Here is a 23,495-nt window from a genome sequence, read left to right as displayed (position 1 = left end):
CGACAATTCCGACGAGACAAGGCACATACCGTGACGACATCAGTGAACGACCACATGCCCGATCTCCCGTTCGGCCCCGAGGACACGCCGTGGCAGAAGACCTTCAGCCACCTCCGCGTCCTCGGGACGATCCCCCGGGTGTCCGCTCCGGCCGGTGACCCGCGGGAGTCCTACCCCGAGGTCCCCGAGCTCCCCTACGCCAAGGTGCAGCTGCCGGCCGGCGGCCTGGACGCCGACCAGTACGCGCAGGCCGAGTCCCTCTTCCGCGACTACGTCGACCGGCAGACCGACAACTTCATCGGCTACCAGATCAACAACGACCTCAGCCTCGAGGAACGTCTCGGCCACTACCTCGACCGCCATCTCAACAACGTCGGAGACCCTTACCAGTCCGGCGCGTTCACCACGAACTCCAAGATTTTCGAGCGGGCCGTCCTGGACTACTTCGCCTCCCTGTGGAACGCCAAGTGGCCGCACCGCGACGACGACCCCGACTCGTACTGGGGCTACCTGCTGACGATGGGGTCGAGCGAGGGCAACCTCTACGGCCTGTGGAACGCCCGCGACTTCCTCTCCGGCAGGCTGCTCAAGAGGGAGGTCGAGCCCGGCACGCAGGCGGCGTCCAACGTGGTCTACACCCAGGCCGTCCGCCAGGAGGGCCAGAGCCCGAACGCCTACCATCCGGTGGCGTTCTTCTCCCAGGACACCCACTACTCGCTGACCAAGGCCGTACGGGTCCTGGGCATCGACACCTTCCACACCGTCGGCAGCACCCGCTACCCCGACGAGAACCCGCTCGGCCCCGGCACGCCGTGGCCGACCGAGGTGCCGTCCGTCGGAGGCATGAACGGCACCGGCGCCATCGACGTGGACAAACTCGCCGTCCTCGTCCGCTTCTTCGCCGCCAAGGGCTACCCGATCCTGGTCAACCTCAACTACGGCTCCACGTTCAAGGGCGCCTACGACGACGTGGCCACCGCGGCCCGCACCGTCCGCGAGATCTGCGCCGAGTACGGCCTGGACGAGCGCCGCGTCCACCACGGCCGAGGCCAGGACAGCACCTATGACGTCCGTCCCGGCTACTGGATCCATGTCGACGGCGCCCTGGGCGCCGGCTACGCGCCGTTCCTGGAGATGGCCCGCGACGCGGGAATGCTCGAGGAAGCGCCGCCGGTCTTCGACTTCCGGCTGCCCGAGGTTCACAGCCTCACCATGAGCGCGCACAAGTGGATGGGCGCCCCCTGGCCCTGCGGCGTGTTCATGACGCGCACGGGCCTGCAGATGATCCCGCCCAGGACGGCTGAGTACATCGGCTCCTCCGACACCACCTTCGCCGGCTCCCGCAACGGCCTGTCCGCCCTCGTGCTGTGGGACCACCTGGCCAGGAACTCCTACGACGACCAGATACGCAAGGCGGCCCACGCCCAGCGGATGGCCGGCCACGTCCACGAGCGGCTCCTGGAACTCGAGAAGGAACTGGCGACCGACCTGTGGGTCGCCCGCAGCCCGCAGGCACTGACCGTACGGTTCCGGCGACCCGACGCGGAGATCGTCCGCAAGTACTCGCTCTCCTCCGAGACCCTGAACGTCGACGGCGAGGAGCGCCCCTACGTGCACCTCTACACGATGAACCACGTCACCGAGGAACTCGTCGAGGAACTGATGGAGGACCTGCGCCGGCCCGGGGCGTTCTAGGGCGTGTCCGATGGGTCACCATCCACTGAACCACCCGAGATGCCTTGGCGTCGGTGGAAGCGCTCCTGCGCCGCCAGCACATCTTCCCCATGGGCCGCCGCCCATGCGCCCAGGGCGCGGATCGGGTCGAGCAGGGCAGTGCCGGCTGTGGTGAGGGCGTAGTCGACGCGGGGCGGGGCCTCGGCGTAACGGCGGCGCTGTACCAGGCCGTTGTACTCCAGTCGCCGCAGCGCCTCGTTGAGCACCTTGGGGCTGATCCCGCCGATCCGAGCCAGTAGCGCGCGGGGGCGCATCGGGCCGTTCTCGCCGAGGACGTAGACGACCACGCTGTCCCAGCGGTTGGTCACTACCTCGAAGGCGATCCGGGCCCGGCAGTCCGCCGCGAACGGATCCCCGCCCATGTCATCCCCCTCCACATGCCCCCGTCCCATGCGGACATCCTGCCCTGGCCAATGCCTACCAGTCGGTGTGCATCGGCTCGCCTAGCGTCCCGGGCATGACATTCCACGACGTGAGCGGGAGCAGGACGATGCGCATCGGCATTCTCGGTACGGGTGCCATGGCAGCGGCGCTGGGCGGGGCCTGGGTGCGGGCCGGGCACGAAGTCATGGTGGGCGGCCGGGACACCGCGACGGCCGCCAGTACAGCCGCCCGCATCGAGGCCGCCGCGCACGGCGGCCTCGCCGAGGCGGCGCGGTACGGCGAGGCCGTACTGCTCGCCGTACCCTCGGACATCGCACCACAGTTGGCCAAGGAACTGGCCCCGGACCTCGCCGGACGGACCGTTCTCGACTGCACGGTGCCGATGACGCCCTCCGGCGACGGCCCGGTCCTGTCTACTGCAGGAGGTACGGACTCGGCCGCCCGGCGCATCGCGGCGGCCGCGCCCGACGCCCATGTCGCCAAGGTGTTCGGCATCTGCCACGAGAGCATCTGGACCCTGCCGCAACCGGTGTTCGAGGGTGCGGCACTGGCCGTGCCGTTCTGCGCAGACGCCCCGTCCGCCGCCGCTCTGACGAGGCAGCTGATCACGTCGATGGGCTGCACTCCGCTGCCGTGCGGCGGTCTGGACCGTGCGGCGCTGCTGGAGGCGGCGGCGGTCCTCGCCATCGGCGTGTGGTGGTCCGGCGGCGAAGCCCGCCACGCCTTCCCCGCCCCTGCCCTGGCCCCCGGTGCCGTCGACGACTGAGGAATCCGGTATCCAAGTGCCACCATCAGCAGTCCGCACACAGTCCGCAAGACACCCGATCAAGACTGTCGCACCCCATCGCCAGCAATCAGCAAAGGAGGGCGCTGATCGTTCGCTCGACTTCGTTGCGGCGTTTGCAGATCGTCTTGTCGAAGCCGGCGGGTCGGCCGCCCGCGCTGCCACGGCGCCGGCGGTTGGCCCGCTGGTCCTTGCGTTCGGGGATAGTGTGCTTGATCTGCCGACGCCGTAGATACCGGCGATTCTGGCGGGACGAGTACGCTTTGTCGCCGCCCAGGTGATCGGGGCGTGTGCGCGGATGACCGCCGCCGGGCCGCGGGACGCGGATACGCTCGAGGACTGGGATCAGTTGCGGGCATCACGTCCAACAGATCGCCCCGCCCCACACCGGCCGGAACGAAATGGATGCTGGCCTGGTCACGCGACCCATCGGACAGTGCCTAGAGCTGCTACTCCAGCTGAGGCGTGTCCGACGGATCGCGTGACCGAGCTGCGCTGGTGTCGTTCTGGGCAGCGTGGGGCCGGGGGGCTCTGTCGGATCGGGAGTGAGCCCGGCTTGAGCCGTCAGCGCGACGGCCGCCTCGATCTGCCCGGCGGTCGTGGGCTGTTCCTCGACCGCGTCCAGGTCTGCGACGGCGGGTTCGGCGGCGATGCGGCCGTACGGCAGCATACGCGCGGTGTCACAGGGGTAGCCGCGGAGCGGCTCGCGGGCTAGCCGGCGCCTGTCCGGCGGAACCGGAGACGGTAAGGATATATGTCCGTCGAAATGCCATCAGGCACCGAAAGCAAAGCTTCCGAGCCGACCCGGAAAGGGGCTCGGGAGGTCCTGTATCAGCTCATTGCGGCGCGATGCCGCAGCCGGCATTCTGCCGGCACGGGCGGAGAGGGCAGGATTCGAACCTGCGCGGGCCGGAGCCCGGCTGAGGCAGTACCTCGAGCCCCCGTTGGGCCACTTCGGGTACCTCTCCTTGTCGGGCACGGAGACCTGCCGGCCGTGGGGGTGCCAGCGGTTTCCTGCCCGACCGCAGTGGGGCCGTCCGGCCTTCCTGCAGCACCCACTATGCCAGCACCCGCTGATCGGTCACTGATCTCCCGCTGACGTACAACTGATGTACAACTGACCCTGAATTTAATAAGTATTGACCCATTCATGTGGCCGCTTTGAAAGAGATTCCCAGGGTCACAACTCCACCCCCGTCACAACCAGCACGTCCGGTCTCCTTTCGGCTTGACCGGATGTGCGACCCATGTAAATATCCACTCGATGACCGGCGGTCGGTCATATGACGGAGGTGCGGGGGATGCGCAATCGTGGAGTGTCGGCCGACAGCCGACCGTGGCTCGTTCGGCCACGGACCGTCCGGACTCCGTAGACGCCGCAGGCCGTGAGGGCTGACGCCCCGGCACACACCGCGGCCCCGTCGCCGCTGATGCGTCAACGCAAGCAGCCCGGTTCGACAGCCGCTCAGGGGCATACCCCGGCGCTCGCCCGCCGATCCCGGGAACCACCCCAGCCTCGCGCATCGAGACGGGCGCCACCAGAGCCGGTCGCGCCAATTCCCGTAAAGGTTCGTACGGAACGCGTACAACTGCGTACCGAGCCACCCCCCTACCTGTCGACGATCAGCGGGAACAACCCGCTGAGCTCGTACGGTGCTCATGCCACCGTGCCTGAATACCCACTCACGGATTCTCGCCGCTGGAGGCATCATGCTGAACTTCAGGATCCTGGGAGCAATCGAGATCGGCTCACCCGCCGGCTCCCTGCGGCCCAAAGGGGCCCTGCAAAGGGCCCTTCTGATGGCCTTCTTAGCAAATTCCTGCAAGCTGGTCCCCACGCAGACGCTGATCGACGAGCTCTGGGACTGCAACCCCCCGGACAGAGTCGAGAACGCCCTGCAGGCTCACGTCAGCCGACTGCGCCGGCAACTGGTCGCCCTGGAACCGGACTCCGCGCCCAGGCTCCTCACCCACCCCTCCGGTTACCGCCTCATCGTCGAGGACGACGAACTGGACATCGCCACCTTCCTCAACGGGCTCGACCGGCTCAGGCAGCAGCGCGGCACCGCCGCGGAGATCGCCCGGGAAACCCGCGCCCTCCTCGCCCTGTGGCGGGGCCCCGCCTTCGGCGGGTTCACCGGCGGCCCGATCGCCCAGGCCGCCGCCGGCCATTACGAAGAGTCCTACCTCTCCGCACTTGAGCTGCTGTTCGACTGCGAGCTGGAGAACGGCAACCACCAGCACATCGTCCCCGAACTCCGCCGACTGCTCGTCAAGCACCCCTACAAGGAGCGCTTCCGGCAGCAGCTCATGGTCGCCCTCTACCGCGCCGGCCGCCAGGCGGACGCTCTCGACGTCTACCAGGATCTGCGCCACCAGCTGTCGGACGACCTGGGACTCACGCCGTCGCCCATCATGCGGGAGTACGAGCGGGCCGTCCTGGAACAGGACCCCGTCCTGACCAGCGTCGATCCTCAGAGCCGCGGCATCCCCCTGACCCCGGCCCCCAGGCGTCAGTTGCACGTCAGCGGCTGATCAGCGGCCCTTGGCAGGCCGAGCCGGACATGCAGAGCGGTCAACGGCCCGCCCGGACCCGCGTGTCGTTGGACCCGCGTGTAGTGGACCGGCCGGCTCGGGGCGGGCGGATACGGCGCCTTCGGGCACCGCACCCACCCGCCTCAGGCGGGATCACACACGGCCGGCGAGCTCGGCGAGACGCACAGCGTGGCCGGGAATGTTCTGGTTCGCCCTGACGCCGATCAGGTCGGACCACGTCATCCGGGAGTCGGACACATGCCGGCCGTCACGGTCATGAATGCGCAGGTGCACCGTGGTGTTCCCGGCACCTTCGCCTGTCAGCTCGAGCAGGTCCATCAGCTCGGCGGCGTTGCGGCGCATGGCGTCGATGCGCTGCGGGTGCGTCGTGGAGGCGATCAGCCCGGCAATGGCATGGGCGTCCATGGCCGGCTGGTTGTCGACGAGGACGCTCTCGGCGCCGCCGAGGACGTCGCGTGCCGCGCTCGCCAGGATGCGGTCGCTGAGCGCGATGTGGGCCAGTCGCCAGTCGACGTCGGCTCGCTCGGTGGCCGTGACCGGCGTCGAGTCGGTGATGCCTTCGGCCGCGTTGACGAGCTGCCGGTAGGCCTCGGCGAGATCGGTGATGTCCATCGGTCGTTTCTCTCCGGGATAGGGGGTGGTGGGTCGGCGTCGGATCGTGCGGGACGGCGGGCCTCACGCGGGGCCTTGGGCGGGGCCTTACGCGGGCTGCTTGCGACGGGCGAGAGCGATCAGAACGATCAGGCAGAGCACGGCGACGACCGCGGTGAACCACTGAACGGCCTCGAGCAGTCCGGTCACTCGGGCGAGAAGACCGACGCCGATGACGGGGACGCCGACGCCGAGATAGACGACGACGTAGAAGCTGGAGATGACGTCCGCGTGCCGGTCCGGGGGTGCGGTGCGGTTGACCTCGGTGATGCTGCCGAGGAAGGCCATGCCCTGGCCGACGCCGCCGATCACGGTGGAGATCAGGAGCAGGGGCAGGGAGGAGATGCCGCCAGCTACGGCGAGCAGGACGAGCCCGAGGGCGAGGAGTGCGAGGCCGGTGACCTGGAGGGCGCGGGCCTTCTTGCCGTAGGCGAGGAGCTGGGCGATGCACGAGCACGCCAGCATCAGCGTGACCGCGCCGCCGGCGAGGGCCAGGTTGTCACTGCCGGAGAGCTTCGTGACGTACGTCGGGACGAGGGCGAGGAAGAGCCCGACGACGGTGAAGGCGAGGAAGCTGGCCGTGCCGCTGGTGCCGAACACGCCGCGGACGGACGGGGGGATCGACGGGCGCCGGGGCTGCCACTTGGTGGCAGGGCGGGTGGTCGGCAGGAGCAGCACGGCGATGAACGCCGGGATCAGAAGGACGATCTCGACGATGAACGGCAGTTTGTAGGGCGAGGGCGCGTACTGGGCCAGGATGCCGGCGAGCAGGGGGCCGGTGCCGAGTCCGCCGACGGAGGCGACGGTGGAGACGAGGGCGGCGCGCCGTCGGTTGCCGGTGGGCTCGGCCTCGTTCAGAGCGGCGGTCAGCGCGCCGGAAGCCGCGCCGACGGCCAGTCCCTGCAGCAGGCGTGCGCCGAAGAGCCAGCCGACGTCGGTGGCGAGGGCGAAGGCCACGGAGCCGAGGGCGGCGACGATCACGGCCGGGACGAGGACTTTGCGTCGTCCGATGGCGTCCGAGAGCGGCCCGAAGATCAGCAGGGAGGGGACGAGGGCTGCCACGTAGACCGCGAAGATCAGCGTGACCATGAGCGGTGAGAAGCCGAACTTCTCCTGGAATCCCCGGTAGAGGGGCGTGGGGACGTTGGTCCCGGTGAGTAAGAACAGCAGCGTGTAGGCGATGGCCCAGAACCTGCCCCGGCTCCCGGTCGGCCGGTCCACTACGGCGGGGGGTGTGACGTGCTGCGTTGTCATCGTGTCCTCAGGAGAGCAGGTGACCGTGATGGGGCCGGCCGGCCCCGGGGGTCGGGCCGGCCGGCAGTCGGCTCAGCGGCAGACATCCGCTTGAGTGACTGGCGGTCAGTCAAACAGTTCGAGCGATGGAGGTCAACCATTGACCGGTGGTCAGTCACAGCGTGACCGGCGGTCGGTCATATATAGTCCGGCCAGAACAGCTGGAATCCCAGGGCAGCTTGGACGGAGGTGTGGTGCCGATGACATCGCGCACGCGACGCAAGCGGGTCACCAAGAGCCAGGACGACCGCAGGGAGGACATCCTGCGGGCAGGCGAGAAGGTCTTCGGCACCATCGGCTTCGACCAGGCCACCATCGTCGATCTCGCCGACGCCGCCGAGATCGGCAAGGGCACCTTCTACCTGTACTTCGACTCCAAGGACCACCTGCTCGGCGCCCTGTGGGAGCGCTACGTCGACGCCATCGTCACCACCACGCAGAGCATCCTCGGCGAGGGCGCGGCCTGGTGGCCGACGATCGACCGCCTGCTGTCCACCCTCATCGACCACGCCGTGCGCAACGCCGAACTCCACCGCATCGTCTACGGCTCGGCCAACGCCAAGGCCCTGGAGATCTGCAAACAGGCCAACCAGCGGGTCATCGACCTCATCTGCGCCTTCGTCACCCAGGGCGCCCAGGCCGGCGCCTTCCAGGCCCTCGACCCGAGCACGGCCTTCCGCATGATCTACCACGCGACCGACGGCCTCCTGGACGACCTCATCAGCACCGGCGACGACATCGACACCGACCAGCTCATCGCCAAGGTCCTCGAACTCACCCACCGCGCCCTCGGCGACCCCGGCCTCGGCCGGCTGCCCCACCAGAAGCACACCCCGCAGACACACCCCGGCCCCGCGGGATCACCGACGTTCAGCTCACCGGCCTGAAGGCTCGACGCCGCTACGGCCCTGCTCGCAGCCCTGGTCAGCGCCCCTTCGGGAAGGCGGCGCGGAGTGCGGAGCCACGGGTGAGGAGCATGACCCGGATGACGGGCAGCATGCAGATGACCTGCGTCACGGCGTACCACGGCGGGCAGATCCCCGGGATCAGGTCGACGCCGATGATCGCGATCGGCATGACGACGGCGAGGGCGCTCACGCGCTCGAAGGCCCGTCGGGACCCCCGGGAAGCGGAAGCGGTCATCCGGTAGAGCAGCACGGCGACTACAGGCAGCAGGACTGCCCGGACCCACATGAACGTGTTGACCGTATGACCGCTGCTCGCCACCACGACGACCGCCACGAGGGCGAGGGCGCTGAGGGCGCCGTACACCTTGATGCTGCCCTTCGCGGTATCGAAGCGGCCTTGGACGCGGGGGTCGTCGAGGAGTGCCGCCCCGGTCGTCGTGTGCGTGTTGGTTTCCATGTCGCCGACGCTACGAAGCGCTTGGCCTGCGCGGTATCGGCCTGGGCCCACGGGCAGGTGGGGACAGCCCCACTCCCCCGCTGACCAGGGCAGCGGCAGGCCCCGCACGGTGCACAGTGGAAGCATCGGACGGAAAGCGAAGGAAGAGAATGAGACAGCTGGGTTCGTGGGCGGCGCGCGCCGGCGTGGGGTTCCTACGGGCGTGCGTCGTGGCGGCCGTCAGCATGCTGGTCCCGGCCGTATGGGCCGCCGCCGTCGCGCTGGGGATCCGGTGGGGTGCGGGAAACCCGTGGTCGTGGATCGCGCCATTCGTGCTGGCGGGCGCGGGCACGCTCGTCCTGTCCCGTCCGGTCTGCCGGATGGTCCGCTTCCTTGTCGCGAAGTGGACAGCCACCGTCATCCCCACCGGGTACCGGCAGGCCGGGCCGGTGACGCGGATGTCGACCGGGTACTGGTGGAACGGCTTCTCCTACGAGCGCAGTCGTCGGGACGCCCTTCTGGACCAGAAGTGGCGGGTCCGGTGGAACGATCCCGCCAACTGGCGTGATCTGCGCTTCACCGGGATCGCGCCGCTCACCGCGGGCGTGGTCGCCTCCCTCCCGCCGGCCGGGGTGGCCGCGGCGGTCCTAGGTCTCGGCCGGCCGGAGTTCGCCGCGCGCCTCGCCGGGGCACTCGGCCTGCTCGTGGCCTTCGCCTCCGCTCCGTACGCCTGGCGGCCCCTCGAGCCGGTGGCCGTCCGCTTCCTGCGCCCGTCGCCCGCAATGGCGCTGGCGGACCGGGTGGACGAGCTGACCGCCCAGCGTGCGGACGCGACGGTCGCGCAGGCCGCCGAGATCCGCCGGATCGAGCGGGACCTGCACGACGGTGCACAGGCCCGCCTGGTCGCGCTCGGACTCTCCCTGGCGACTGCCGAGAAACTGATGGAGACCCACCCCGACCAGGCCAGGGCGCTGATGCGGGAAGCGCGGGCCGGCGCCACCGCCTCGCTCGCCGAACTCCGCGAGCTGATCCGGGGGATCAGCCCGCCGGTGCTGAACGAGCGGGGGCTCGTCGACGCCGTCCGCGCTCTCGCCCTGGACGTCCCCCTCGAGGTGGCCGTCAGCGCCGACACCCCGCTGCTGCGCCTGGATCCGCCGATCGAGTCCGCCGTCTACTTCGGCGTCGCCGAGCTGCTGACCAACGCGGTCAGGCACGCTCGGGCATCCCGGGCGCACGTCTCCCTCACACGGGACGACACCGGCATCACCGCCGAGGTCGAGGACGACGGCCGGGGCGGGGCCGACGTACGGGCCGGCGGCGGACTCTCGGGCCTGCGCCGCCGCCTCGCGGTCTTCGACGGCACTCTGGAGATCACCAGCCCGGCGGGCGGCCCGACGTGTGTGAGGATGGTGGTGCCATGCGAATCGTTGTAGCCGAAGACCTCTACCTCCTGCGCGACGGGATGGTCCGCCTGATCGAGGCGTTCGGGCACCAGGTGGTGGCGACCGCGACCACCGGACCGGAGACGCTCGACGCGCTGCGGGCGTGGCGCCCGGATGTGTCCGTCATCGACGTCCGCATGCCGCCGACCCAGTCGGACGAGGGACTGCGGGCGGCCCTCGCCGCCCGCGGCGAGATGCCGGGGCTGCCGGTCCTCATCCTCTCCCAGCACGTCGAGCAGTTGTACGCCCGGGAGCTCCTGGCCGACGGCTCCGGAGGCGTCGGCTACCTCCTCAAGGAGAGCGTGTTCGACGCCGACCAGTTCATCGGAGCCCTGGAGCGCGTCGCGGGCGGCGGGACCGCCATGGACCCGGCAGTCATCGCGAAACTGTTGTCCAACGGTTCCCCGGACCGGGGACTGGAGCGGCTGACCGAACGCGAGTACTCCGTGCTGGGCCTCATGGCCGAGGGACTGTCCAACCAGGCCATCGGCCACCGTCTCTTCCTCAGCGAGAGCGCCATCGGCAAGTACACCACCTCCATGTTCGGCAAGCTCGGCATCACCGATGACGACAACACCAACCGCCGCGTGCGCGCCGTCCTCACGTACCTGAACAAGCCCTGACCTGAGCAGTAATCGGCAGGACGACCGATGTGCTGGAAAGATCTTGGAATCTACGGTGGCCGCATGCAGTCACCGAACACACCCAAGCCGATCGAGAGCGTCGCCGACGCTCCTGAGATCACCCGCATCCTGGCCCGCGCTTTCGGGGACGACCCGATGATGCTCTGGCTCTTCCCTGACGTGGAAGGGCGCGAGGACCGTCTCGCCCAGTGGTTCGACGTCATGCTGACGCACAAGTACGGCCCGCTCGGTCACTGTGAACGCACCGACGCGGCAGCGGCGTTCTGGACACCGCCCGGCACGGCCGAGCAGCACCCGGACGAGGGGACGCTGGCCCGCATCAACGGGCTGCTGGGCGAGCATGCGCCCCGGCTGGGAGAGATGCTGGAACTGGTCGGCGAGGCGACTCCCCGGGAGCCCCACTGGTACCTGGCGGTGCTCGGCGCCGACCCGGCGGCCCAGGGCAACGGCCACGGCGCCGCCCTGCTGCTGTCGGGCCTGGCCAAGGCGGACGCGGCCGGACTGCCGGCCCACCTCGAATCGTCGAAGGAGGCCAACATCGGCTTCTACGAGCGGTTCGGGTTCACCGTGCGGGGCGAGATCCACGTACCCGGGGGCGGCCCGACCCTCTGGTCGATGTGGCGGGAGGCGCGCGGGGACGTCCGTCGGTAGGCCCGGATCTGGCCGACCGGCTCGGAGCCGACCGGGCGGGCGCGTGCGGGCGGGCACGTGCGGCCGGGCGCGTGCGGCCGAACGCGGACGGGGCGGCGTACGCCGACGTGGTGTCGGGGTACGCCGCCCTCCGGCGGGACGAGTTGCGGGAGGTGGCCCGCGCGGTCGTCCCGGCTACTTCGGATCGCGGTTGAAGACCGCCTTCGACCAGAAGTAGCCGAGCGCGGAGAGAACCAGGCACCAGGCGACCGCGAGCCACCCGTTGTGCCCGATCTCGCTGCCGAGCAGCAGGCCGCGCAAGGTCTCGATGGCCGGCGTGAACGGCTGGTACTCGGCGATCGGCTGGAACCAGCCCGGCATCGCGTCGACCGGGACGAAGGCGCTCGAGATGAGCGGCAGGACGATCAGCGGCAGCGCGTTGTTGCTGGCCGCCTCCGCGTTGGGGCTGACCATGCCCATTCCGACCGCGATCCAGGTGAGCGCCAGGGCGACCAGCGCCATCAGCCCGAACGCCGCCAGCCACTCCAGGGCCGTGGCATCCGTGGACCGGAAGCCGATCGCCACGGCGACGGCACCCACGAGGACCACGCTGGCGACCGACTGCAGCACGCTGCCGATGACGTGCCCGACGAGCACGGACCCGCGATGGATCGCCATCGTGCGGAAGCGGGCGATGATGCCCTCGGTCATGTCGTTGGAGACGGACACCGCGGTCCCGACCACGGTCCCTCCGATGGTCATCATCAGGATGCCCGGCACGACGTAGGCGATGTACTCGGAGCGGTCGGCGCCGCCGCCCATGCCCGCGCTCATCACGTCACCGAAGATGTAGACGAAGAGCAACAGCAGGACGATCGGCGTCAGCAGCAGATTGAGGGTGAGGGACGGGTAACGCCGGGCGTGCAGGAGGTTGCGGCGGAGCATCGTGGACGAGTCGCGCACGGCGAGGGAGATCCGGGCCGGGCGGGCGGGAGTCAGAGGGGAGCTCATCGGACAGCCTCCTTCGGCTGGTTCGGCTGGTTCGGCTGCTTCGGCTGGTTGGAGCCGGTGAGGGCGAAGAAGACGTCGTCGAGGTCGGGTGTGTGCACTGTCAGCTCGTCCGCCTCGATGCCGACCGCGTCCAGCCAGTCGAGGATGGAGCGCAGCTCCCGCTGGCTGCCGTCGCTGGGGATCCGCAGTGACAGCGCCTCTTCGGGGGCACTCATCGCTCGAGCGACCGCTCGGGCGAAGCCGAGAGTTTGGGGGAGGGTGACCTCGCGCAGCGCGTGGGCGGCGCTCCGATACGCGGACGGGTCGGAGAACCGCAGCCGCACATGCCCGCCCGGGACGATCCGCTTCAGCTCCTCGGCGGTGCCCTCGGCGGCGATCGTGCCGTCGTTCAGCACCGCGATGCGGTCGGCGAGTTCGTCGGCCTCCTCCAGGTACTGCGTGGTCAGGAAGACCGTCACCCCGTCGGAGACCAGCTCGCGGATGATGCCCCACATGTTGTGGCGGCTGCGCGGGTCGAGGCCGGTGGTCGGCTCGTCGAGGAAGATGATCCGCGGGTTGCCGACCAGGGTCATGGCGATGTCGAGGCGGCGCTTCATGCCGCCGGAGTAGGTGGAGGCGGGCTTCTTCGCCGCCTCCACCAGGTCGAAGCGCTCCAGCAGTTCGGCGGCGACCCGCCGCCCCTCGCGCTTGGACAGGTGGTGCAGGTCCGCCATGAGGAGCATGTTCTCCTCACCGGTGATCAGCCCGTCGACGGCGGAGAACTGTCCGGTGACGCCGATTGCGGCGCGCACCCCGTCCGGTGACGTGGCGATGTCGTGCCCCGCGACCTGGGCCTGTCCGCCGTCGGCGGTGATGAGCGTGGACAGGATCTTCACGACGGTGGTCTTGCCGGCACCGTTGGGCCCGAGCAGCGCGAACACCGACCCGGCCGGGATCCGCAGATCGATGCCGTCGAGGACGGTCTTGTCGCCGTACGACTTGCGCAGACCGACGACGGAGATGGCGGCCGGTGACAGATGACCGACATCCATGTTGGATGTGGGCATGACAAAAGAAGGCATGAAGCCCTCCGTTCGAAGGCTGAAGTGAGTGGGTAGCGGGAGCGGAAGCGGGGCCGGTCGGGGTTGTGGGCTCAGACCTTGGCGCGGAGGATGTCGATGTTGCCGTACCGGGTACGCGCGCGGATCTTGACGGTTTCCTCGGTCTTCTCCGGGGCCTCGGACGCGCTGAGCCTGTTGCGCACCTGGCCGGAGCCCGAGCTGACGTCGAGCCAGGCGGCGGTGCCCTCGCGCACGCCGACCTCGATGGCGCCGTAGGAGGTCTCCAACTGAGCGGTGCCCCGGGCCACTTCGCCCACGCGTACGGTGCCATGGGCGGTGGTGGCGGTGACCGAGTCCTCGGCGCGCCGGATCTCGATGTCGCCGTTGGCGTTGCTCACCCGCAGCTCACCGGTCACGGCGCCGACGATCGTGGTGCCGTGCGAATTCTTCAGGACGCCGGGGCCGTCGACGGTGCCGACGCGCAGGCTGCCGGTGCTGGTGGTGATCTCGGCCATGCCCTCGACCCGGTCCACGGTGATCGAGCCGTGGGAGGCGGTCAGCTTCAGCGGGCCGGTGGCGTCGAGGCGGACGTCGCCGGACGAGACCTTCACGCGGGCCTCGCCGAGCCGGCCCTCGCCGAGCACCTGGGTCCAGGCGCCGGTCATGTCGATGTGCGAGCCGGTGGGCAGTTCGACCGTCACATCGACGATGCCGGGGCGGCCGAACGGATTGGCCTTGGGCGTCCTGACGGTCAGTACGCCACTCGCGTACGTGACCTCGGTCTGGTCGGCCGCCCGCACGTCCCGGTCCTTCTTCGGGTCGCGGGGCCGCACCTCGACGACGGTGTCGAGGCGGTCGCCCGCGACGAACTGGATGGAACCGGCCTCCACGCGCGCCGTGGCCGAGATCGGTTCGGGAGTGTCGAAAGAAGGCATGGCTGTCCCGTCCTCTTGAGTCATGGGAACGTCCCCGCTGGTGGGACGCGGTGTGGATGAGGTGGTGCGGGTGAAGTGATGCGGTTGCAGTAATGCGGGGGAGGAGCGCGGCTAGCGCGCCCAGCCCGTGAAGCTCTGCCCGATGGTCCGGGTCTTCTCCGTCGTACGCGGCCGGGTGCCGCCGTCGACCGCGGCCGACACGGCACGCACGAGCCACGCGTTGACCGACAGGCCCTCACGGCTCGCGGCCTCCTCGGCGCGGGCCTTGAGGTGGGCCGGCAGACGCAGGTTGACGCGGGCGGTGCCGCCTTCCTCGCCGTCTGCCGGAGCCGTGGCTCTGAACGGTTCGACGGGCCCGGCCGGCTCCGCGAGGGCGCCGCTGTCGGCGGGCGGCGGCGTCACCACGAAGTCGGGGTCCAGCCCGCGCAGCCGTACGTCGACCGAGCCGGGGGCGAGCTCACGGGTGATCTCGTCCATCGCGGCGGAGAGCACGTTGAGCATGGTCAGCCGGGTCGCCGACTCCAGAGGAGCGGTGAGCCTCTCGGCCAGCTCGCGTGCTTCGTCGCCACCGGCTTCGGCGGCCACCGCGAGTTCGCGGCGGAGGGTGTCGACATACGGGGTGAGGTCCATGACGTCATCATGGCACCACGATGGCGCCATACGCAAGCCCGGGTGGCACCTTGCGTGACCGGACTTGCGGATGGAGCCCGCCTCACCTGCGAAAACGCGAAAGAGGGCGGGCTCGGCCGCTATGGCGCCATGGCCACTCATGCACCTGCGGAGGCGCGGAATGGCGCCGAGGTGGCACCACATGGCACCAGGCAGCGCCACCTGGCGTCATGTGGCGCCATGCGATGCCATACGAAGGTGGCCTACCCCATGGGGTGGTAGAGGGCGTGGGCGCGGGGAATGTCGATGGGCCCGTCCTCGGGCAGCCGGAGGAAGTGGTTCACCTGCCAGGCCTGGGTGTTGCGGGCCTGGCGGTTGGTGGTGTTCACCCACGGCGGATAGACGCGGAACGCCCGCTTCCCACCGGAACCGTTCGTGGACAGGATGCCCCGTTCACGGAGCACGTCCCGCGGGAACACGAACTGCCCGAACCGAGCGCCGTCGCGAGTGCTGATGACGAAAAGGTCAATGGGGTCCTCGGCATCGAAGGGCTGGATCGGCCCGCTCGCGGACCTCTTCCAGACCGTGACGAACTGGCCGACCTTCGTCGGTGTCGTCTTGGCCACGCGGAACCTGACCGAGAGGCCGTCCAGCGTGAACTCGCATGCCCCGTACTCGACGCTCTCCACTTCGGGCACCGGCTGCGAGCACGTGAACCCACTCGGGTCGTACGCCAGCGTCTTCGCCCTCTGCAGATCAACGGGGATCCCCGACTCGCGGGGCCAAGGCTCTGGCCCACGGGCGCCCGATTCCGAGGGGACCGCACTCTTCATCGTCATTCCCGCATCCTGCCAGGTATCGAACTCACGAACGAATCGGCTCGCCCATCCGGACCTGCCGCGGTAGGGACGGGTCATGGCGGCCGATCAGGACAGCATCCAGCGGGGACACGGTTCTTGCACGGTGACGTGAGGGAGCAGAGACTGGAGATGAGGCAGGTGGCACCACTGTTCCGTGGATCGCCGCTATCACACACAGCCCCACCGGTGAGGTGAGGTGGGCATGATGCGTCACTACTACCGCCGCGACCGCCTGGTCGAGGTGGAACAACTGGACGATGTCGTCGCGGTCCAGGTCGGTGCGGACAATCAACGCCAAGCGGTAGCAGAAGAAGCCGCTTTGGAGACCGCCGACCGGGCGGCTTTGCGTGAGGCCGACATCGACGACGAGACCGCCGACGCCTTCGAGCGAGCCAACTGGATGTTCGTCAGACCCAGCGAGCGGGCCCTCGAGGCTCTCGACGGGCGTGAGGAGATCGCCGGCGCCGAATCGGTGGGCAAGGTCATACGGCGGCCCGACGGACGAGTGGGTATCGCCACCGACCTGTTGAACGTCCAACTGGTTCCCTCGCTGTCACAGGCGGAAGCGGAGGGAGAACTGGAGGCAGCAGATCTGACGGTCGTCAACAAGCTCAATTTCGCGGACAACCTTTACGAGGTCCGCACGCGGTCCGCCGGAGATGCCCTTGAGGCGTCGACGCACCTGCACGAGAACCCGAAATTCGTCTTCGCCGAACCATCGTTCGTCGAGCACGTTCCACAAAGACTCCGCCCGTCCGACCCGAAATACTCCGAGCAATGGCAGTGGCGCAACACCGGTGCCAACGGGGGCGTGCCCGACGCCGACGTCCACATCGAACCGGCGTGGGACAAGACCCTGGGAAACGGCGTGCGGGTTGCGGTGATAGACAACGGTTTCGACGCCGACCACGAGGACCTCGCGGCCGGCGTGGGTCCGATGTCGGGCTTCTACAGCACCGGCGTGGTCGGCACGACCTTCACTCAGAACACCGTGGGGATGGAGCGCGACCGGCACGGCACCCTCTGTGCCGGGATGGCCGGGGCCCGGAAGGACAACGACCGCGGTGGTGTCGGTGCCGCGCCCGAGTGCGAGCTGATGCTGGTGGCTTGCCTGCCCGACCAGGTGGGGACGCAGACCACCCTGGCCAGGGCCGTGGCATACGCGGGGAATCCCGCGACGGAGGTTCCGGATGCCGACCCGTCCGACGGGGCCGACATACTCGTGAGCAGCCTGGGGCCGAACATAGCAGCATGGGATCTGACCACCACGCTCGAAATCGCCCTCGAAGGAGCCGCCGCCCATGGCCGGCAGGGCAAAGGGCTGGCGATCTTCTGGGCGGCGAGCAACGGCACGAACGTCGACATCATGGCGGACGAGGTCGTCTCGCACCCGGATGTGATCGCGGTGGTGCGGTCCGACCGAAAGGACCTCGAGGACAACGCGGCCCGGGGCCCCGAAGTCGAACTGATCGCCCCCGGTGTGAAGGTTTTCAGCACGACTCCCGGCGATGCGTACGGGACCGCCACGGGAACCAGCTTCGCCGCACCCTGCGCTGCCGGCTGCGCCGCACTGGCGTTGTCGAAGAGCCCGGGTCTCACGCGTGACCAGCTTCGCGAGGTGATGCATCAATCGGCGGACAAGGTAGGCGGCGTCGTCTATGACGCGAACGGCCACAACGACGACTATGGTTTCGGGCGCGTCAACGCCTCCAGGGCCGTCACCCTCGGGGCGATGGTCGCAGGGGGGATTACTCCCCCATGAGTGAGCACGCTGTCGAGAACCAGTCGGTCGAGAACGAGTCGGTCGTCCGGTGCCACGTGGTGGCTCCGACCGTCGAGGCGCTACGGGAATTCATCGACGAAGTGCGTCCGGACACCGGCTGCCGACCCGTGGCACGGGAGACGGATGAAGGAGTGGGCATCGACCTCTACTTCCAGGAGAGGCAGCTCGATCGGGCCCGATCGGCTCGATCGGCTGCCGCGGTGACCATCACTCCGGTCGAGAACGTCACGGAGAACTGGCATGCCCGGGTCCAGGAGGTAGGAGAAGGCAACCGCTTCGCCCGCCGGGGGGATTACCCCCGTGGTCTCGGGCAGAAGGAGTGAGCGTGTACCTCAACGTGGCCGAGATCGAATCGGCGATGACCAATCTCAACGTCGCCTACCCCGCGACGACTCAGGTCATCGAAACCCCCCACGCCACCCACGAGGGCCGTACGACCCATCTGCTGCGGGTGAGCAGCAGGCCCGCCGACGCGGCAGACGGAATCCTGGTGCTCGGTGGTCTGCACGCCCGCGAATGGGTTCCACCCGATGCGATCGTCTCCCTGGCCGCCGACCTGCTCGAAGCACACGCAGGAGGTACCGGGCTGCGCTATGGCGGTACGTCCTTCACGGCCGCGGAGATCACGAAGCTGATGGACACCGTCAACCTGTTCTTCTTCCCCTGCGCCAATCCCGACGGCCGGGCACACAGCCAGACCGTGTCGGGAAACTGGCGGAAGAACCGCAGACCTGCGCCCCCGGGCCTGGGCGCACCGTCCTGCGTGGGCGTCGACCTCAATCGGAACTTCGACTTCCTCTGGGACCACGCGGCCAAGTTCGCTCCCGATTCCGGCGTCCGCACCTCGGCCGACCCATGCGACCCGGAGGTCTACCGAGGGCCGTCGGTCGGCTCCGAGCCCGAGACACGGAACGTCGTGTGGGTCCTGGACAGCTTCCCGCGCATCCGGTGGCACGTCGACGTGCACAGTGCGGTCCCGGTCATCCTGCACAGCTGGGGCTCCGACCAGAACCAGAGCGCCAAAGCCACCGACACCTTCAGGAACCCCGCACTCGACCCGGTGCGTGGCCGGCGGAACGACGGGATCGGTGAGTTCATCACCGCTCGTGACCTCGACATCGCTGTGAAGCTGGGACAGCGGATGCACGACGCCGTCTTCGCCGTGCGCTCGCTCGACTACGGTGTCGAGCAGGCCTTCGGCCTGTATCCCACTTCGGGGGCCAGTGACGATTACGCGTTCAGCAGGCAGTTCGTCGATCCCGGAGCGACGAAGGTGTTCGCGTTCACGATCGAGTGCGGCCGGTCGTTCCAGCCCCCCTTCAGCGAAGCCGAGAACGTGATCCGAGAGGTCTCGGCGGGGCTCGTGGCCTTCGGCCTCGGCGTCCACGACATCACCGACGGCACGGCGTGAACGGGGGCCGGGCTCGCCCGGTGGTGGACCGCACCGGGGCGAGCGACAGCACCCGCGCTCAGCCGACGGGTGCGCCGAACCACTTGGGTATCCGGCTGAGCAGGTCCTGCTGGTCCTCGCCGGCCCATGCCACGTGTCCGTCGGGCCGCAGCAGTATCGCGGGGACGTCCAGTTCCTCGCTGACGTCGACGACGTGGTCGATCCGGTCGGCCCAGCCCTCCACCGAGAGGCGGCCGGTCTGGTCCAGGAGCAGCCCGCGGCCGCCGCGCATCAGCTCGTAGAGGCGGCCCCGCTTCAGCCGCACGTCCCGCATCCGCCGGCCGAGCAGTTCGTGGCCCTCGCCGAAGTCGTAGCGGACCCCGATCGCGGTGATCTTCTCGATCAGGTACCGGTTCACTTCCTCGAAGTCCATCAGTTCCGACACCAGCCGGCGCACTGCCCGAGCCCCCGGCTCGAGGGACATCAGCTCCATCTGAGCACGGGTGTTGTCCAGTACGTCGGCGGCCACCGGGTGCCGTTCGGCGTGGTAGCTGTCCAGCAGCCCCTCCGGCGCCCAGCCGGCCACCGCGGCGGCCAGCTTCCAGCCGAGGTTGAACGCGTCCTGCACGCCGATGTTGAGCCCCTGCCCGCCGGTCGGCGGGTGGATGTGCGCGGCGTCGCCGGCCAGCAGCGCCCGGCCGACCCGGTAGTGCTCGGCCTGCCGGGTGGCGTCGCCGAAGCGGGAGAGCCAGCGCGGCGAGTGCACACCGAAGTCGGTGCCCGCGACGGCCCGCAACCGCTGCGTGAACTCCTCGAGGGTCGGCGGGACCGTGCGGTCCTCGGCCACTCCATCGGCGGGCACGACGACGCGGTAGACCCCGTCCCCGAGCGGCCCGAGCCCGAACCGCAGCTGGGTCTTGCGGACTTCCGCGACGACGGCGGCAACCGTCGCCGGCTCCTCGGTCACCTCCATCTCGCCCAGCAGCGTCTCGACCCTGGCGGGCTCGCCGGGGAAGCCGACACCGAGCAGCTTGCGCACCGTGCTGCGGCCGCCGTCGCAGCCGACGAGGTAGCGCGAGCGCAGCCGCGTGCCGTCGGCCAGTTCGGCGGTCACGCCGTCCTCGTCCTGGCTCAGCCCGACCAGTTCGCAACCGCGCCGGATCTCGGCACCGAGCTCGGTGGCACGCTCGGCCAGCAGGCGATCGGTGATCGTCTGCGGGATACCGAGGACGTACGAATGCGCGGTGTCCAGCCCGTCGGGCCACGGCTTGCCGATGCCGGCGAAGAAACCGCCGACCGCGTACTGCTGCCCCTGCGCGAGGAACCGCTCGAGCAGACCACGCTGGTCCATCACCTCGACGCTGCGCACGTGCAGGCCGAGCGCGCGGACATACCCGGCCGGCTCCGCCTCCTTCTCCAGCACGACCACGTGCACACCGTGCAGCCGCAATTCACTGGCGAGCATCAAGCCGGTCGGTCCGCCGCCGGCGACGATCACGTCAATCATGAGAATCCCCCATTGAACAAGGCCTGATTTTCGCAGGTCCTGGCTTCGTCCGGAGATTCTGCGGCACGACCCGGGCCTTGCCGCAAGGCCCCCCGTGCGCTATAAGTTGAGAGTGGCAAGGAGTGGGTGACCTCCTTGCCTTCGTCTTTTGCCGTCCGCGTCGTACGCGGAAATCGCCTGGACGTCTGCGAGCGACCGCGCCTAGGGTGAGCGCACGCCCGTGATGACAGGGAAGGAGGCGAGCGCCGTGCCCATCACGACAGTTCCGCGCTCCCGCCCCTTCCACCGGGCGTCCCAGGTCTGATCCGGGAGCGCGCCACTCTCCCGAAGGATCGCTTCACCCATGACTGAACTGACCATCCGTCCGCTCACCGCGGGCGAGACCTCTCTCTTCGCCTCCCTGCCCGACCCGGGCATCGTCGGCCGCGCCGTCCTCGGCGACACCTACGGCATGATTGCCGACGGCGGCCGGTACCGGCCCGAATGGACCTGGGTCGCTCTGCGCGACGGCGTCGTTGTCGCCCGCGCGGCCTGGTGGGGCAAGCCCGGGGACGAGAAGCCCATCGCCCTCGATTGGTTCGACTTCACCGACGCCGAGGCCGCTGTCCAACTGCTGCGCACCGCGCCTTTTCACGCCGAGTACAGCCTGCTGCTGCCGCCTGGCTGGCGCGGGAAGCCGGACGTGCGGGCCGCGGCCGAGTCCCGGATGGCCGCGGCCGAGGCGGCCGGCCTCCGGAAGCTGGTCGAACGCTACCGCTACACCTGGACCTCCGACTGCCCGCTCCCCGAGCGCACCGGGCGCCTGGAGTACCGGCCGGAGCCGGACGACAACGTCATCCGGAGCGTGGTGCGCCGGATCCAGGAAGGCTCCTTGGACGCCCACGACCTGCACGAGATCGCCGAGTACGGGAAGGACGGCGCCGTCGAGGAACTCCTCGGCATCCTCACCTGGATGCCTTCCCCACGGGACTGGTGGCGCGTGGCCTACACGCCGGCCGGAGAGACAGTGGGCTTCCACGTGCCCGCCCGCAACCCGTCCGGCCCCTGCATCGGCTTCATCGGTGTGCTGCCCGAGCAGCGCGGCCACGGCTACGCCTACGACCTGCTGGTCGAGTGCACGCACGACCTGGTGGCGCGGGGCGCGACGCGTATCGCAGCCGCCACCGACCAGGGGAACTTCCCGATGGCCGCACATTTCGCGACGGCGGGGTACCCGGTCAGCGAGGAGCGCATCGACTTCGTCTGACCGCCCGCGGCTGCGCTTGTCCGGCGAGGCCCTCCCGTGGCCGGCAAGTGTCAGTGGTTGCTACCGGGTCCCGAGGGAAAGCAACGCCACCTGAACGAGTGATTCCGGCCCGTTGTTCGCGAGCGCACACTCGGGGAAGGACGGTGCGCACCCTCCTTCGCCCTGGCCGGATCCCGGCCGGGGACACACCGAAGTGAAGGAGGACAGCCATGTCCGTGTATGCGTCCCGCCGACTCGCCGTCAGCGCGGCCGCTGCCGCCGCGATGCTCTCGCTCGGGTCGGTGGTCACCGGTACGCCGGCGGCTGCGGCGACAGTCGTCCTGAACTGTTCCGGCAGTTTCACCATGACGGTCGGCGGCATCGTCGCGGGTGCCACCGGCAGCGGCGATCTCCAGTGCGAGTCCGCCGGCCAGCGCATCTCGGCCACCATCAGTATGCAGGGCTCGTCCGAGACCTCGGGCAGCGTGACGACCACCAGGACCACGGACACCATCACCTACAGCTCCGGCGGGACCACCGAACTCTCGGTGACCAGGACCTTCACGATCGTCGGCCCCCCGCACGTCAACGAGCACGGCGAGGGCACGACCGCTTCGGGCCGCTTCCACCCGGCCAGGTCGTTCGAGGCGGGAGAGGGCACCGCGGTCGTGGGCGAGGCGACCACCTTCACCATCGACAGCGGCTACAACTTCCGCCTGGTCCAGTAGGTCGCGGGGCCGCCGACTGCGCGAACCGGCAACCTCGCGCTCAGGCCTGGGCTGAGGAGCCGGAACGTCACAGCCTTCGCCAGCGCGCCATCGCGAAGGAGAACAGGCCGAACAGCACGAGGCCCACGGCCACCACGGTGAGGAGCCAGGGGCCCGCCGGTGTTGCGGTGAAAGTGCGGAGGGTGTCGTCCACGCCCTTGGCCTTGGCCGGGTCGTAGGCGGCGGCCGCCTGGATGGCGAAACCGCCCGCCGTGGCGAAGACCAGGCCCCGGCAGACGCCGCCTGCGACGCCCAGGACGTCCACCGTCCTCCGTACGCCGGAGGACATGTCCGGCAGTTTCATGTCCCGGTGGTATCTGCGCAGGGCGGCTCGCACCCCGATCCACACGCCCGTGACCGCCAACGCCACCCCGGCGGCGATCATCAGCGCCTGGCCACCCGGCCAGCCCAGCACCCTGGCGGTGACATCCCTCGACTGCTCGTCGGTCGAACCGGCGCCGCTGCCGCTCCCGCCCGCCGCGAAGGTGATCACAGAGGCGGCGATGACGGAGTAGAACACGAAGCGCACGGCCGACAGCAGCCGATGGCCGCCCTTGCGGCCATCAGGGCCCGGTGACCCGAAGACCGCCTCCGACAGACGCCACAGGGCCATGCCGATCAGCCCGAGCCCCACTGCCCAGACCAGCGCCTGGCCGAGAGGTCTGCCGGCCAGTTCCTGCACCGCTCCCCCGCGGTCCGCCTGGTCACCGCCGCTGGTGTGCGCGATGCGCAGGGCCAGCACTCCGACGAGGAGATAGATCACCCCGCGTGCCACCAGCCCCGCGCGCGCCGCCACAGCCGTGCCCGCCCCGCGGGCCGCCCGCGCGCCGCTGCCGTCCGGCCACCGCCGCATCATGACACCACCGTACGCCGCGAGCTGCGGGAAGCCGCTGTGCCTCCCCGCAG

Annotated in this window: 23 protein-coding genes, 1 tRNA gene and 1 pseudogene; 12 read left to right on the top strand and 13 right to left on the bottom strand. The window is 69.6% G+C overall.

Annotated features, from left to right (window positions below; all coding sequences use genetic code 11):
• Positions 1 to 30: 30 nt before the first annotated feature.
• Positions 31 to 1,695, top strand: coding sequence for a pyridoxal-dependent decarboxylase (locus tag ACIG36_RS30820; protein WP_399935026.1), 1,665 nt, complete (start codon positions 31 to 33; stop codon positions 1,693 to 1,695).
• Here ACIG36_RS30820 and ACIG36_RS30815 read toward each other — a convergent pair.
• Positions 1,692 to 2,126, bottom strand: a complete 435-nt coding sequence (locus ACIG36_RS30815; protein ID WP_399935024.1) for a winged helix-turn-helix transcriptional regulator — start codon at positions 2,124 to 2,126, stop codon at positions 1,692 to 1,694. The two genes, ACIG36_RS30820 and ACIG36_RS30815, sit on opposite strands and share 4 nt — an antisense overlap.
• A 65-nt stretch (positions 2,127 to 2,191) precedes the next feature.
• Between ACIG36_RS30815 and ACIG36_RS30810 the strand changes: the two genes are divergently transcribed.
• Positions 2,192 to 2,884 (top strand): NADPH-dependent F420 reductase, encoded by a 693-nt coding sequence (locus ACIG36_RS30810; RefSeq protein WP_399935021.1) that lies wholly within the window; start codon positions 2,192 to 2,194, stop codon positions 2,882 to 2,884.
• 97 nt (positions 2,885 to 2,981) lie between these two features.
• Here the strand turns inward: ACIG36_RS30810 and ACIG36_RS30805 are convergent.
• Together ACIG36_RS30805 and ACIG36_RS30800 are read right to left on the bottom strand one after the other, a co-directional pair.
• Positions 2,982 to 3,257 (bottom strand): annotated as a pseudogene (locus ACIG36_RS30805) (IS5/IS1182 family transposase); the annotation flags it as partial.
• A gap of 524 nt (positions 3,258 to 3,781) precedes the next feature.
• Positions 3,782 to 3,870: transfer RNA gene (locus ACIG36_RS30800), tRNA-Ser, on the bottom strand.
• A 742-nt stretch (positions 3,871 to 4,612) separates the two neighbouring features.
• On the opposite strand from ACIG36_RS30800, the gene ACIG36_RS30795 reads away from it, so the two are divergent.
• Positions 4,613 to 5,437 carry a BTAD domain-containing putative transcriptional regulator gene (locus ACIG36_RS30795; RefSeq protein ID WP_399935018.1) on the top strand — a complete coding sequence of 275 codons (825 nt, stop codon included), beginning with the start codon at positions 4,613 to 4,615 and terminating at the stop codon, positions 5,435 to 5,437.
• A 153-nt stretch (positions 5,438 to 5,590) separates the two neighbouring features.
• Here the strand turns inward: ACIG36_RS30795 and ACIG36_RS30790 are convergent, their stop codons facing one another.
• Entirely contained in the window at positions 5,591 to 6,070 is a 480-nt protein-coding gene (locus tag ACIG36_RS30790) for a hypothetical protein (RefSeq protein ID WP_399935015.1), read from the bottom strand.
• 87 nt (positions 6,071 to 6,157) lie between these two features.
• The gene (locus ACIG36_RS30785; protein WP_399935012.1) at positions 6,158 to 7,363 is read right to left on the bottom strand and encodes an MFS transporter; all 1,206 of its coding nucleotides are present in this window, start codon (positions 7,361 to 7,363) and stop codon (positions 6,158 to 6,160) included.
• 239 nt (positions 7,364 to 7,602) lie between these two features.
• Between ACIG36_RS30785 and ACIG36_RS30780 the strand changes: the two genes are divergently transcribed.
• Positions 7,603 to 8,289 (top strand): TetR/AcrR family transcriptional regulator, encoded by a 687-nt coding sequence (locus tag ACIG36_RS30780; RefSeq protein WP_399935009.1) that lies wholly within the window; start codon positions 7,603 to 7,605, stop codon positions 8,287 to 8,289.
• Between the two features lie 37 nt (positions 8,290 to 8,326).
• Here ACIG36_RS30780 and ACIG36_RS30775 read toward each other — a convergent pair whose 3' ends face one another.
• On the bottom strand, positions 8,327 to 8,767 hold the full coding sequence (locus tag ACIG36_RS30775) for a hypothetical protein (RefSeq protein WP_399935007.1): 441 nt from the start codon (positions 8,765 to 8,767) through the stop codon (positions 8,327 to 8,329).
• Between the two features lie 149 nt (positions 8,768 to 8,916).
• On the opposite strand from ACIG36_RS30775, the gene ACIG36_RS30770 reads away from it, so the two are divergent.
• From ACIG36_RS30770 to ACIG36_RS30760, 3 genes are all read left to right on the top strand, one after another.
• Positions 8,917 to 10,179, top strand: a complete 1,263-nt coding sequence (locus ACIG36_RS30770) for a sensor histidine kinase (protein WP_399935004.1) — start codon at positions 8,917 to 8,919, stop codon at positions 10,177 to 10,179.
• Positions 10,164 to 10,811, top strand: a complete 648-nt coding sequence (locus ACIG36_RS30765; RefSeq protein WP_399935001.1) for a response regulator — start codon at positions 10,164 to 10,166, stop codon at positions 10,809 to 10,811. The genes ACIG36_RS30770 and ACIG36_RS30765 overlap by 16 nt, the downstream gene beginning before the upstream one ends.
• A gap of 63 nt (positions 10,812 to 10,874) precedes the next feature.
• Positions 10,875 to 11,483 carry a GNAT family N-acetyltransferase gene (locus ACIG36_RS30760; RefSeq protein WP_399934998.1) on the top strand — a complete coding sequence of 203 codons (609 nt, stop codon included), beginning with the start codon at positions 10,875 to 10,877 and terminating at the stop codon, positions 11,481 to 11,483.
• A 174-nt stretch (positions 11,484 to 11,657) separates the two neighbouring features.
• On the opposite strand, the gene ACIG36_RS30755 is transcribed toward ACIG36_RS30760, so the two are convergent.
• The 5 genes from ACIG36_RS30755 to ACIG36_RS30735 all read right to left on the bottom strand — a co-directional run bounded on the left by ACIG36_RS30755 (position 11,658) and on the right by ACIG36_RS30735 (position 15,890).
• Positions 11,658 to 12,473: an ABC transporter permease gene (locus tag ACIG36_RS30755; protein ID WP_399934995.1), complete on the bottom strand. Its 816-nt coding sequence runs from the start codon at positions 12,471 to 12,473 to the stop codon at positions 11,658 to 11,660.
• Positions 12,470 to 13,534 carry an ATP-binding cassette domain-containing protein gene (locus tag ACIG36_RS30750; RefSeq protein WP_399934992.1) on the bottom strand — a complete coding sequence of 355 codons (1,065 nt, stop codon included), beginning with the start codon at positions 13,532 to 13,534 and terminating at the stop codon, positions 12,470 to 12,472. Before ACIG36_RS30750 ends, ACIG36_RS30755 begins: the two co-directional genes overlap by 4 nt.
• 71 nt (positions 13,535 to 13,605) lie before the next feature.
• On the bottom strand, positions 13,606 to 14,448 hold the full coding sequence (locus tag ACIG36_RS30745) for a DUF4097 family beta strand repeat-containing protein (protein WP_399934989.1): 843 nt from the start codon (positions 14,446 to 14,448) through the stop codon (positions 13,606 to 13,608).
• Positions 14,449 to 14,559: 111 nt separating this feature from the next.
• A complete protein-coding gene (locus tag ACIG36_RS30740; protein ID WP_399934986.1) occupies positions 14,560 to 15,078 on the bottom strand; it encodes a toxin-antitoxin system HicB family antitoxin in 519 nt (172 codons plus the stop codon).
• A 242-nt stretch (positions 15,079 to 15,320) separates the two neighbouring features.
• Positions 15,321 to 15,890: a MepB family protein gene (locus ACIG36_RS30735; protein WP_399935286.1), complete on the bottom strand. Its 570-nt coding sequence runs from the start codon at positions 15,888 to 15,890 to the stop codon at positions 15,321 to 15,323.
• Between the two features lie 229 nt (positions 15,891 to 16,119).
• Here ACIG36_RS30735 and ACIG36_RS30730 point away from each other — a divergent pair, with 229 nt between their 5' ends.
• Genes ACIG36_RS30730 through ACIG36_RS30720 form a run of 3 tightly spaced genes read left to right on the top strand, consistent with a single transcriptional unit; the run spans position 16,120 to position 19,111 of the window.
• Complete coding sequence (locus ACIG36_RS30730) at positions 16,120 to 17,679, top strand: S8 family peptidase (RefSeq protein WP_399934983.1); 1,560 nt, start codon at positions 16,120 to 16,122, stop codon at positions 17,677 to 17,679.
• Positions 17,676 to 18,023 (top strand): hypothetical protein, encoded by a 348-nt coding sequence (locus ACIG36_RS30725; RefSeq protein WP_399934980.1) that lies wholly within the window; start codon positions 17,676 to 17,678, stop codon positions 18,021 to 18,023. The genes ACIG36_RS30730 and ACIG36_RS30725 overlap by 4 nt, the downstream gene beginning before the upstream one ends.
• 2 nt (positions 18,024 to 18,025) lie before the next feature.
• Entirely contained in the window at positions 18,026 to 19,111 is a 1,086-nt protein-coding gene (locus ACIG36_RS30720) for a M14 family metallopeptidase (protein WP_399934977.1), read from the top strand.
• 58 nt (positions 19,112 to 19,169) lie between these two features.
• Here the strand turns inward: ACIG36_RS30720 and rox are convergent, their stop codons facing one another.
• Positions 19,170 to 20,597, bottom strand: a complete 1,428-nt coding sequence (rox, locus tag ACIG36_RS30715) for a rifampin monooxygenase (protein WP_399934974.1) — start codon at positions 20,595 to 20,597, stop codon at positions 19,170 to 19,172.
• A 343-nt stretch (positions 20,598 to 20,940) separates the two neighbouring features.
• Here rox and ACIG36_RS30710 point away from each other — a divergent pair, with 343 nt between their 5' ends.
• Positions 20,941 to 21,843 carry a GNAT family N-acetyltransferase gene (locus tag ACIG36_RS30710; RefSeq protein ID WP_399934971.1) on the top strand — a complete coding sequence of 301 codons (903 nt, stop codon included), beginning with the start codon at positions 20,941 to 20,943 and terminating at the stop codon, positions 21,841 to 21,843.
• Positions 21,844 to 22,052: 209 nt separating this feature from the next.
• Complete coding sequence (locus ACIG36_RS30705; protein ID WP_399934968.1) at positions 22,053 to 22,550, top strand: hypothetical protein; 498 nt, start codon at positions 22,053 to 22,055, stop codon at positions 22,548 to 22,550.
• 67 nt (positions 22,551 to 22,617) lie between these two features.
• Here ACIG36_RS30705 and ACIG36_RS30700 read toward each other — a convergent pair whose 3' ends face one another.
• The gene (locus tag ACIG36_RS30700; RefSeq protein ID WP_399934965.1) at positions 22,618 to 23,445 is read right to left on the bottom strand and encodes a DUF1206 domain-containing protein; all 828 of its coding nucleotides are present in this window, start codon (positions 23,443 to 23,445) and stop codon (positions 22,618 to 22,620) included.
• Positions 23,446 to 23,495: the final 50 nt, after the last annotated feature.

The sequence above is a fragment of the Streptomyces sp. NPDC053048 genome (genome assembly GCF_044547045.1).
GTDB lineage: Bacteria > Actinomycetota > Actinomycetes > Streptomycetales > Streptomycetaceae > Streptomyces.
The sequence above is the reverse complement of the archived record's forward strand: the minus strand, read 5'-3'. Positions and strand labels throughout refer to the sequence as shown.

Coding starts and splice junctions, on each gene's coding strand:
- ACIG36_RS30815 (WP_399935024.1), bottom strand. CDS start 2,126: ATGGGACGGGGGCATGTGGAGGGGGATGACATGGGCGGGGATCCGTTC.
- ACIG36_RS30810 (WP_399935021.1), top strand. CDS start 2,192: ATGACATTCCACGACGTGAGCGGGAGCAGGACGATGCGCATCGGCATT.
- ACIG36_RS30795 (WP_399935018.1), top strand. CDS start 4,613: ATGCTGAACTTCAGGATCCTGGGAGCAATCGAGATCGGCTCACCCGCC.
- ACIG36_RS30790 (WP_399935015.1), bottom strand. CDS start 6,070: ATGGACATCACCGATCTCGCCGAGGCCTACCGGCAGCTCGTCAACGCG.
- ACIG36_RS30785 (WP_399935012.1), bottom strand. CDS start 7,363: ATGACAACGCAGCACGTCACACCCCCCGCCGTAGTGGACCGGCCGACC.
- ACIG36_RS30780 (WP_399935009.1), top strand. CDS start 7,603: ATGACATCGCGCACGCGACGCAAGCGGGTCACCAAGAGCCAGGACGAC.
- ACIG36_RS30775 (WP_399935007.1), bottom strand. CDS start 8,767: ATGGAAACCAACACGCACACGACGACCGGGGCGGCACTCCTCGACGAC.
- ACIG36_RS30770 (WP_399935004.1), top strand. CDS start 8,917: ATGAGACAGCTGGGTTCGTGGGCGGCGCGCGCCGGCGTGGGGTTCCTA.
- ACIG36_RS30765 (WP_399935001.1), top strand. CDS start 10,164: ATGCGAATCGTTGTAGCCGAAGACCTCTACCTCCTGCGCGACGGGATG.
- ACIG36_RS30760 (WP_399934998.1), top strand. CDS start 10,875: ATGCAGTCACCGAACACACCCAAGCCGATCGAGAGCGTCGCCGACGCT.
- ACIG36_RS30755 (WP_399934995.1), bottom strand. CDS start 12,473: ATGAGCTCCCCTCTGACTCCCGCCCGCCCGGCCCGGATCTCCCTCGCC.
- ACIG36_RS30750 (WP_399934992.1), bottom strand. CDS start 13,534: ATGCCTTCTTTTGTCATGCCCACATCCAACATGGATGTCGGTCATCTG.
- ACIG36_RS30745 (WP_399934989.1), bottom strand. CDS start 14,448: ATGCCTTCTTTCGACACTCCCGAACCGATCTCGGCCACGGCGCGCGTG.
- ACIG36_RS30740 (WP_399934986.1), bottom strand. CDS start 15,078: ATGGACCTCACCCCGTATGTCGACACCCTCCGCCGCGAACTCGCGGTG.
- ACIG36_RS30735 (WP_399935286.1), bottom strand. CDS start 15,890: ATGAAGAGTGCGGTCCCCTCGGAATCGGGCGCCCGTGGGCCAGAGCCT.
- ACIG36_RS30730 (WP_399934983.1), top strand. CDS start 16,120: ATGATGCGTCACTACTACCGCCGCGACCGCCTGGTCGAGGTGGAACAA.
- ACIG36_RS30725 (WP_399934980.1), top strand. CDS start 17,676: ATGAGTGAGCACGCTGTCGAGAACCAGTCGGTCGAGAACGAGTCGGTC.
- rox (WP_399934974.1), bottom strand. CDS start 20,597: ATGATTGACGTGATCGTCGCCGGCGGCGGACCGACCGGCTTGATGCTC.
- ACIG36_RS30710 (WP_399934971.1), top strand. CDS start 20,941: ATGACTGAACTGACCATCCGTCCGCTCACCGCGGGCGAGACCTCTCTC.
- ACIG36_RS30705 (WP_399934968.1), top strand. CDS start 22,053: ATGTCCGTGTATGCGTCCCGCCGACTCGCCGTCAGCGCGGCCGCTGCC.
- ACIG36_RS30700 (WP_399934965.1), bottom strand. CDS start 23,445: ATGATGCGGCGGTGGCCGGACGGCAGCGGCGCGCGGGCGGCCCGCGGG.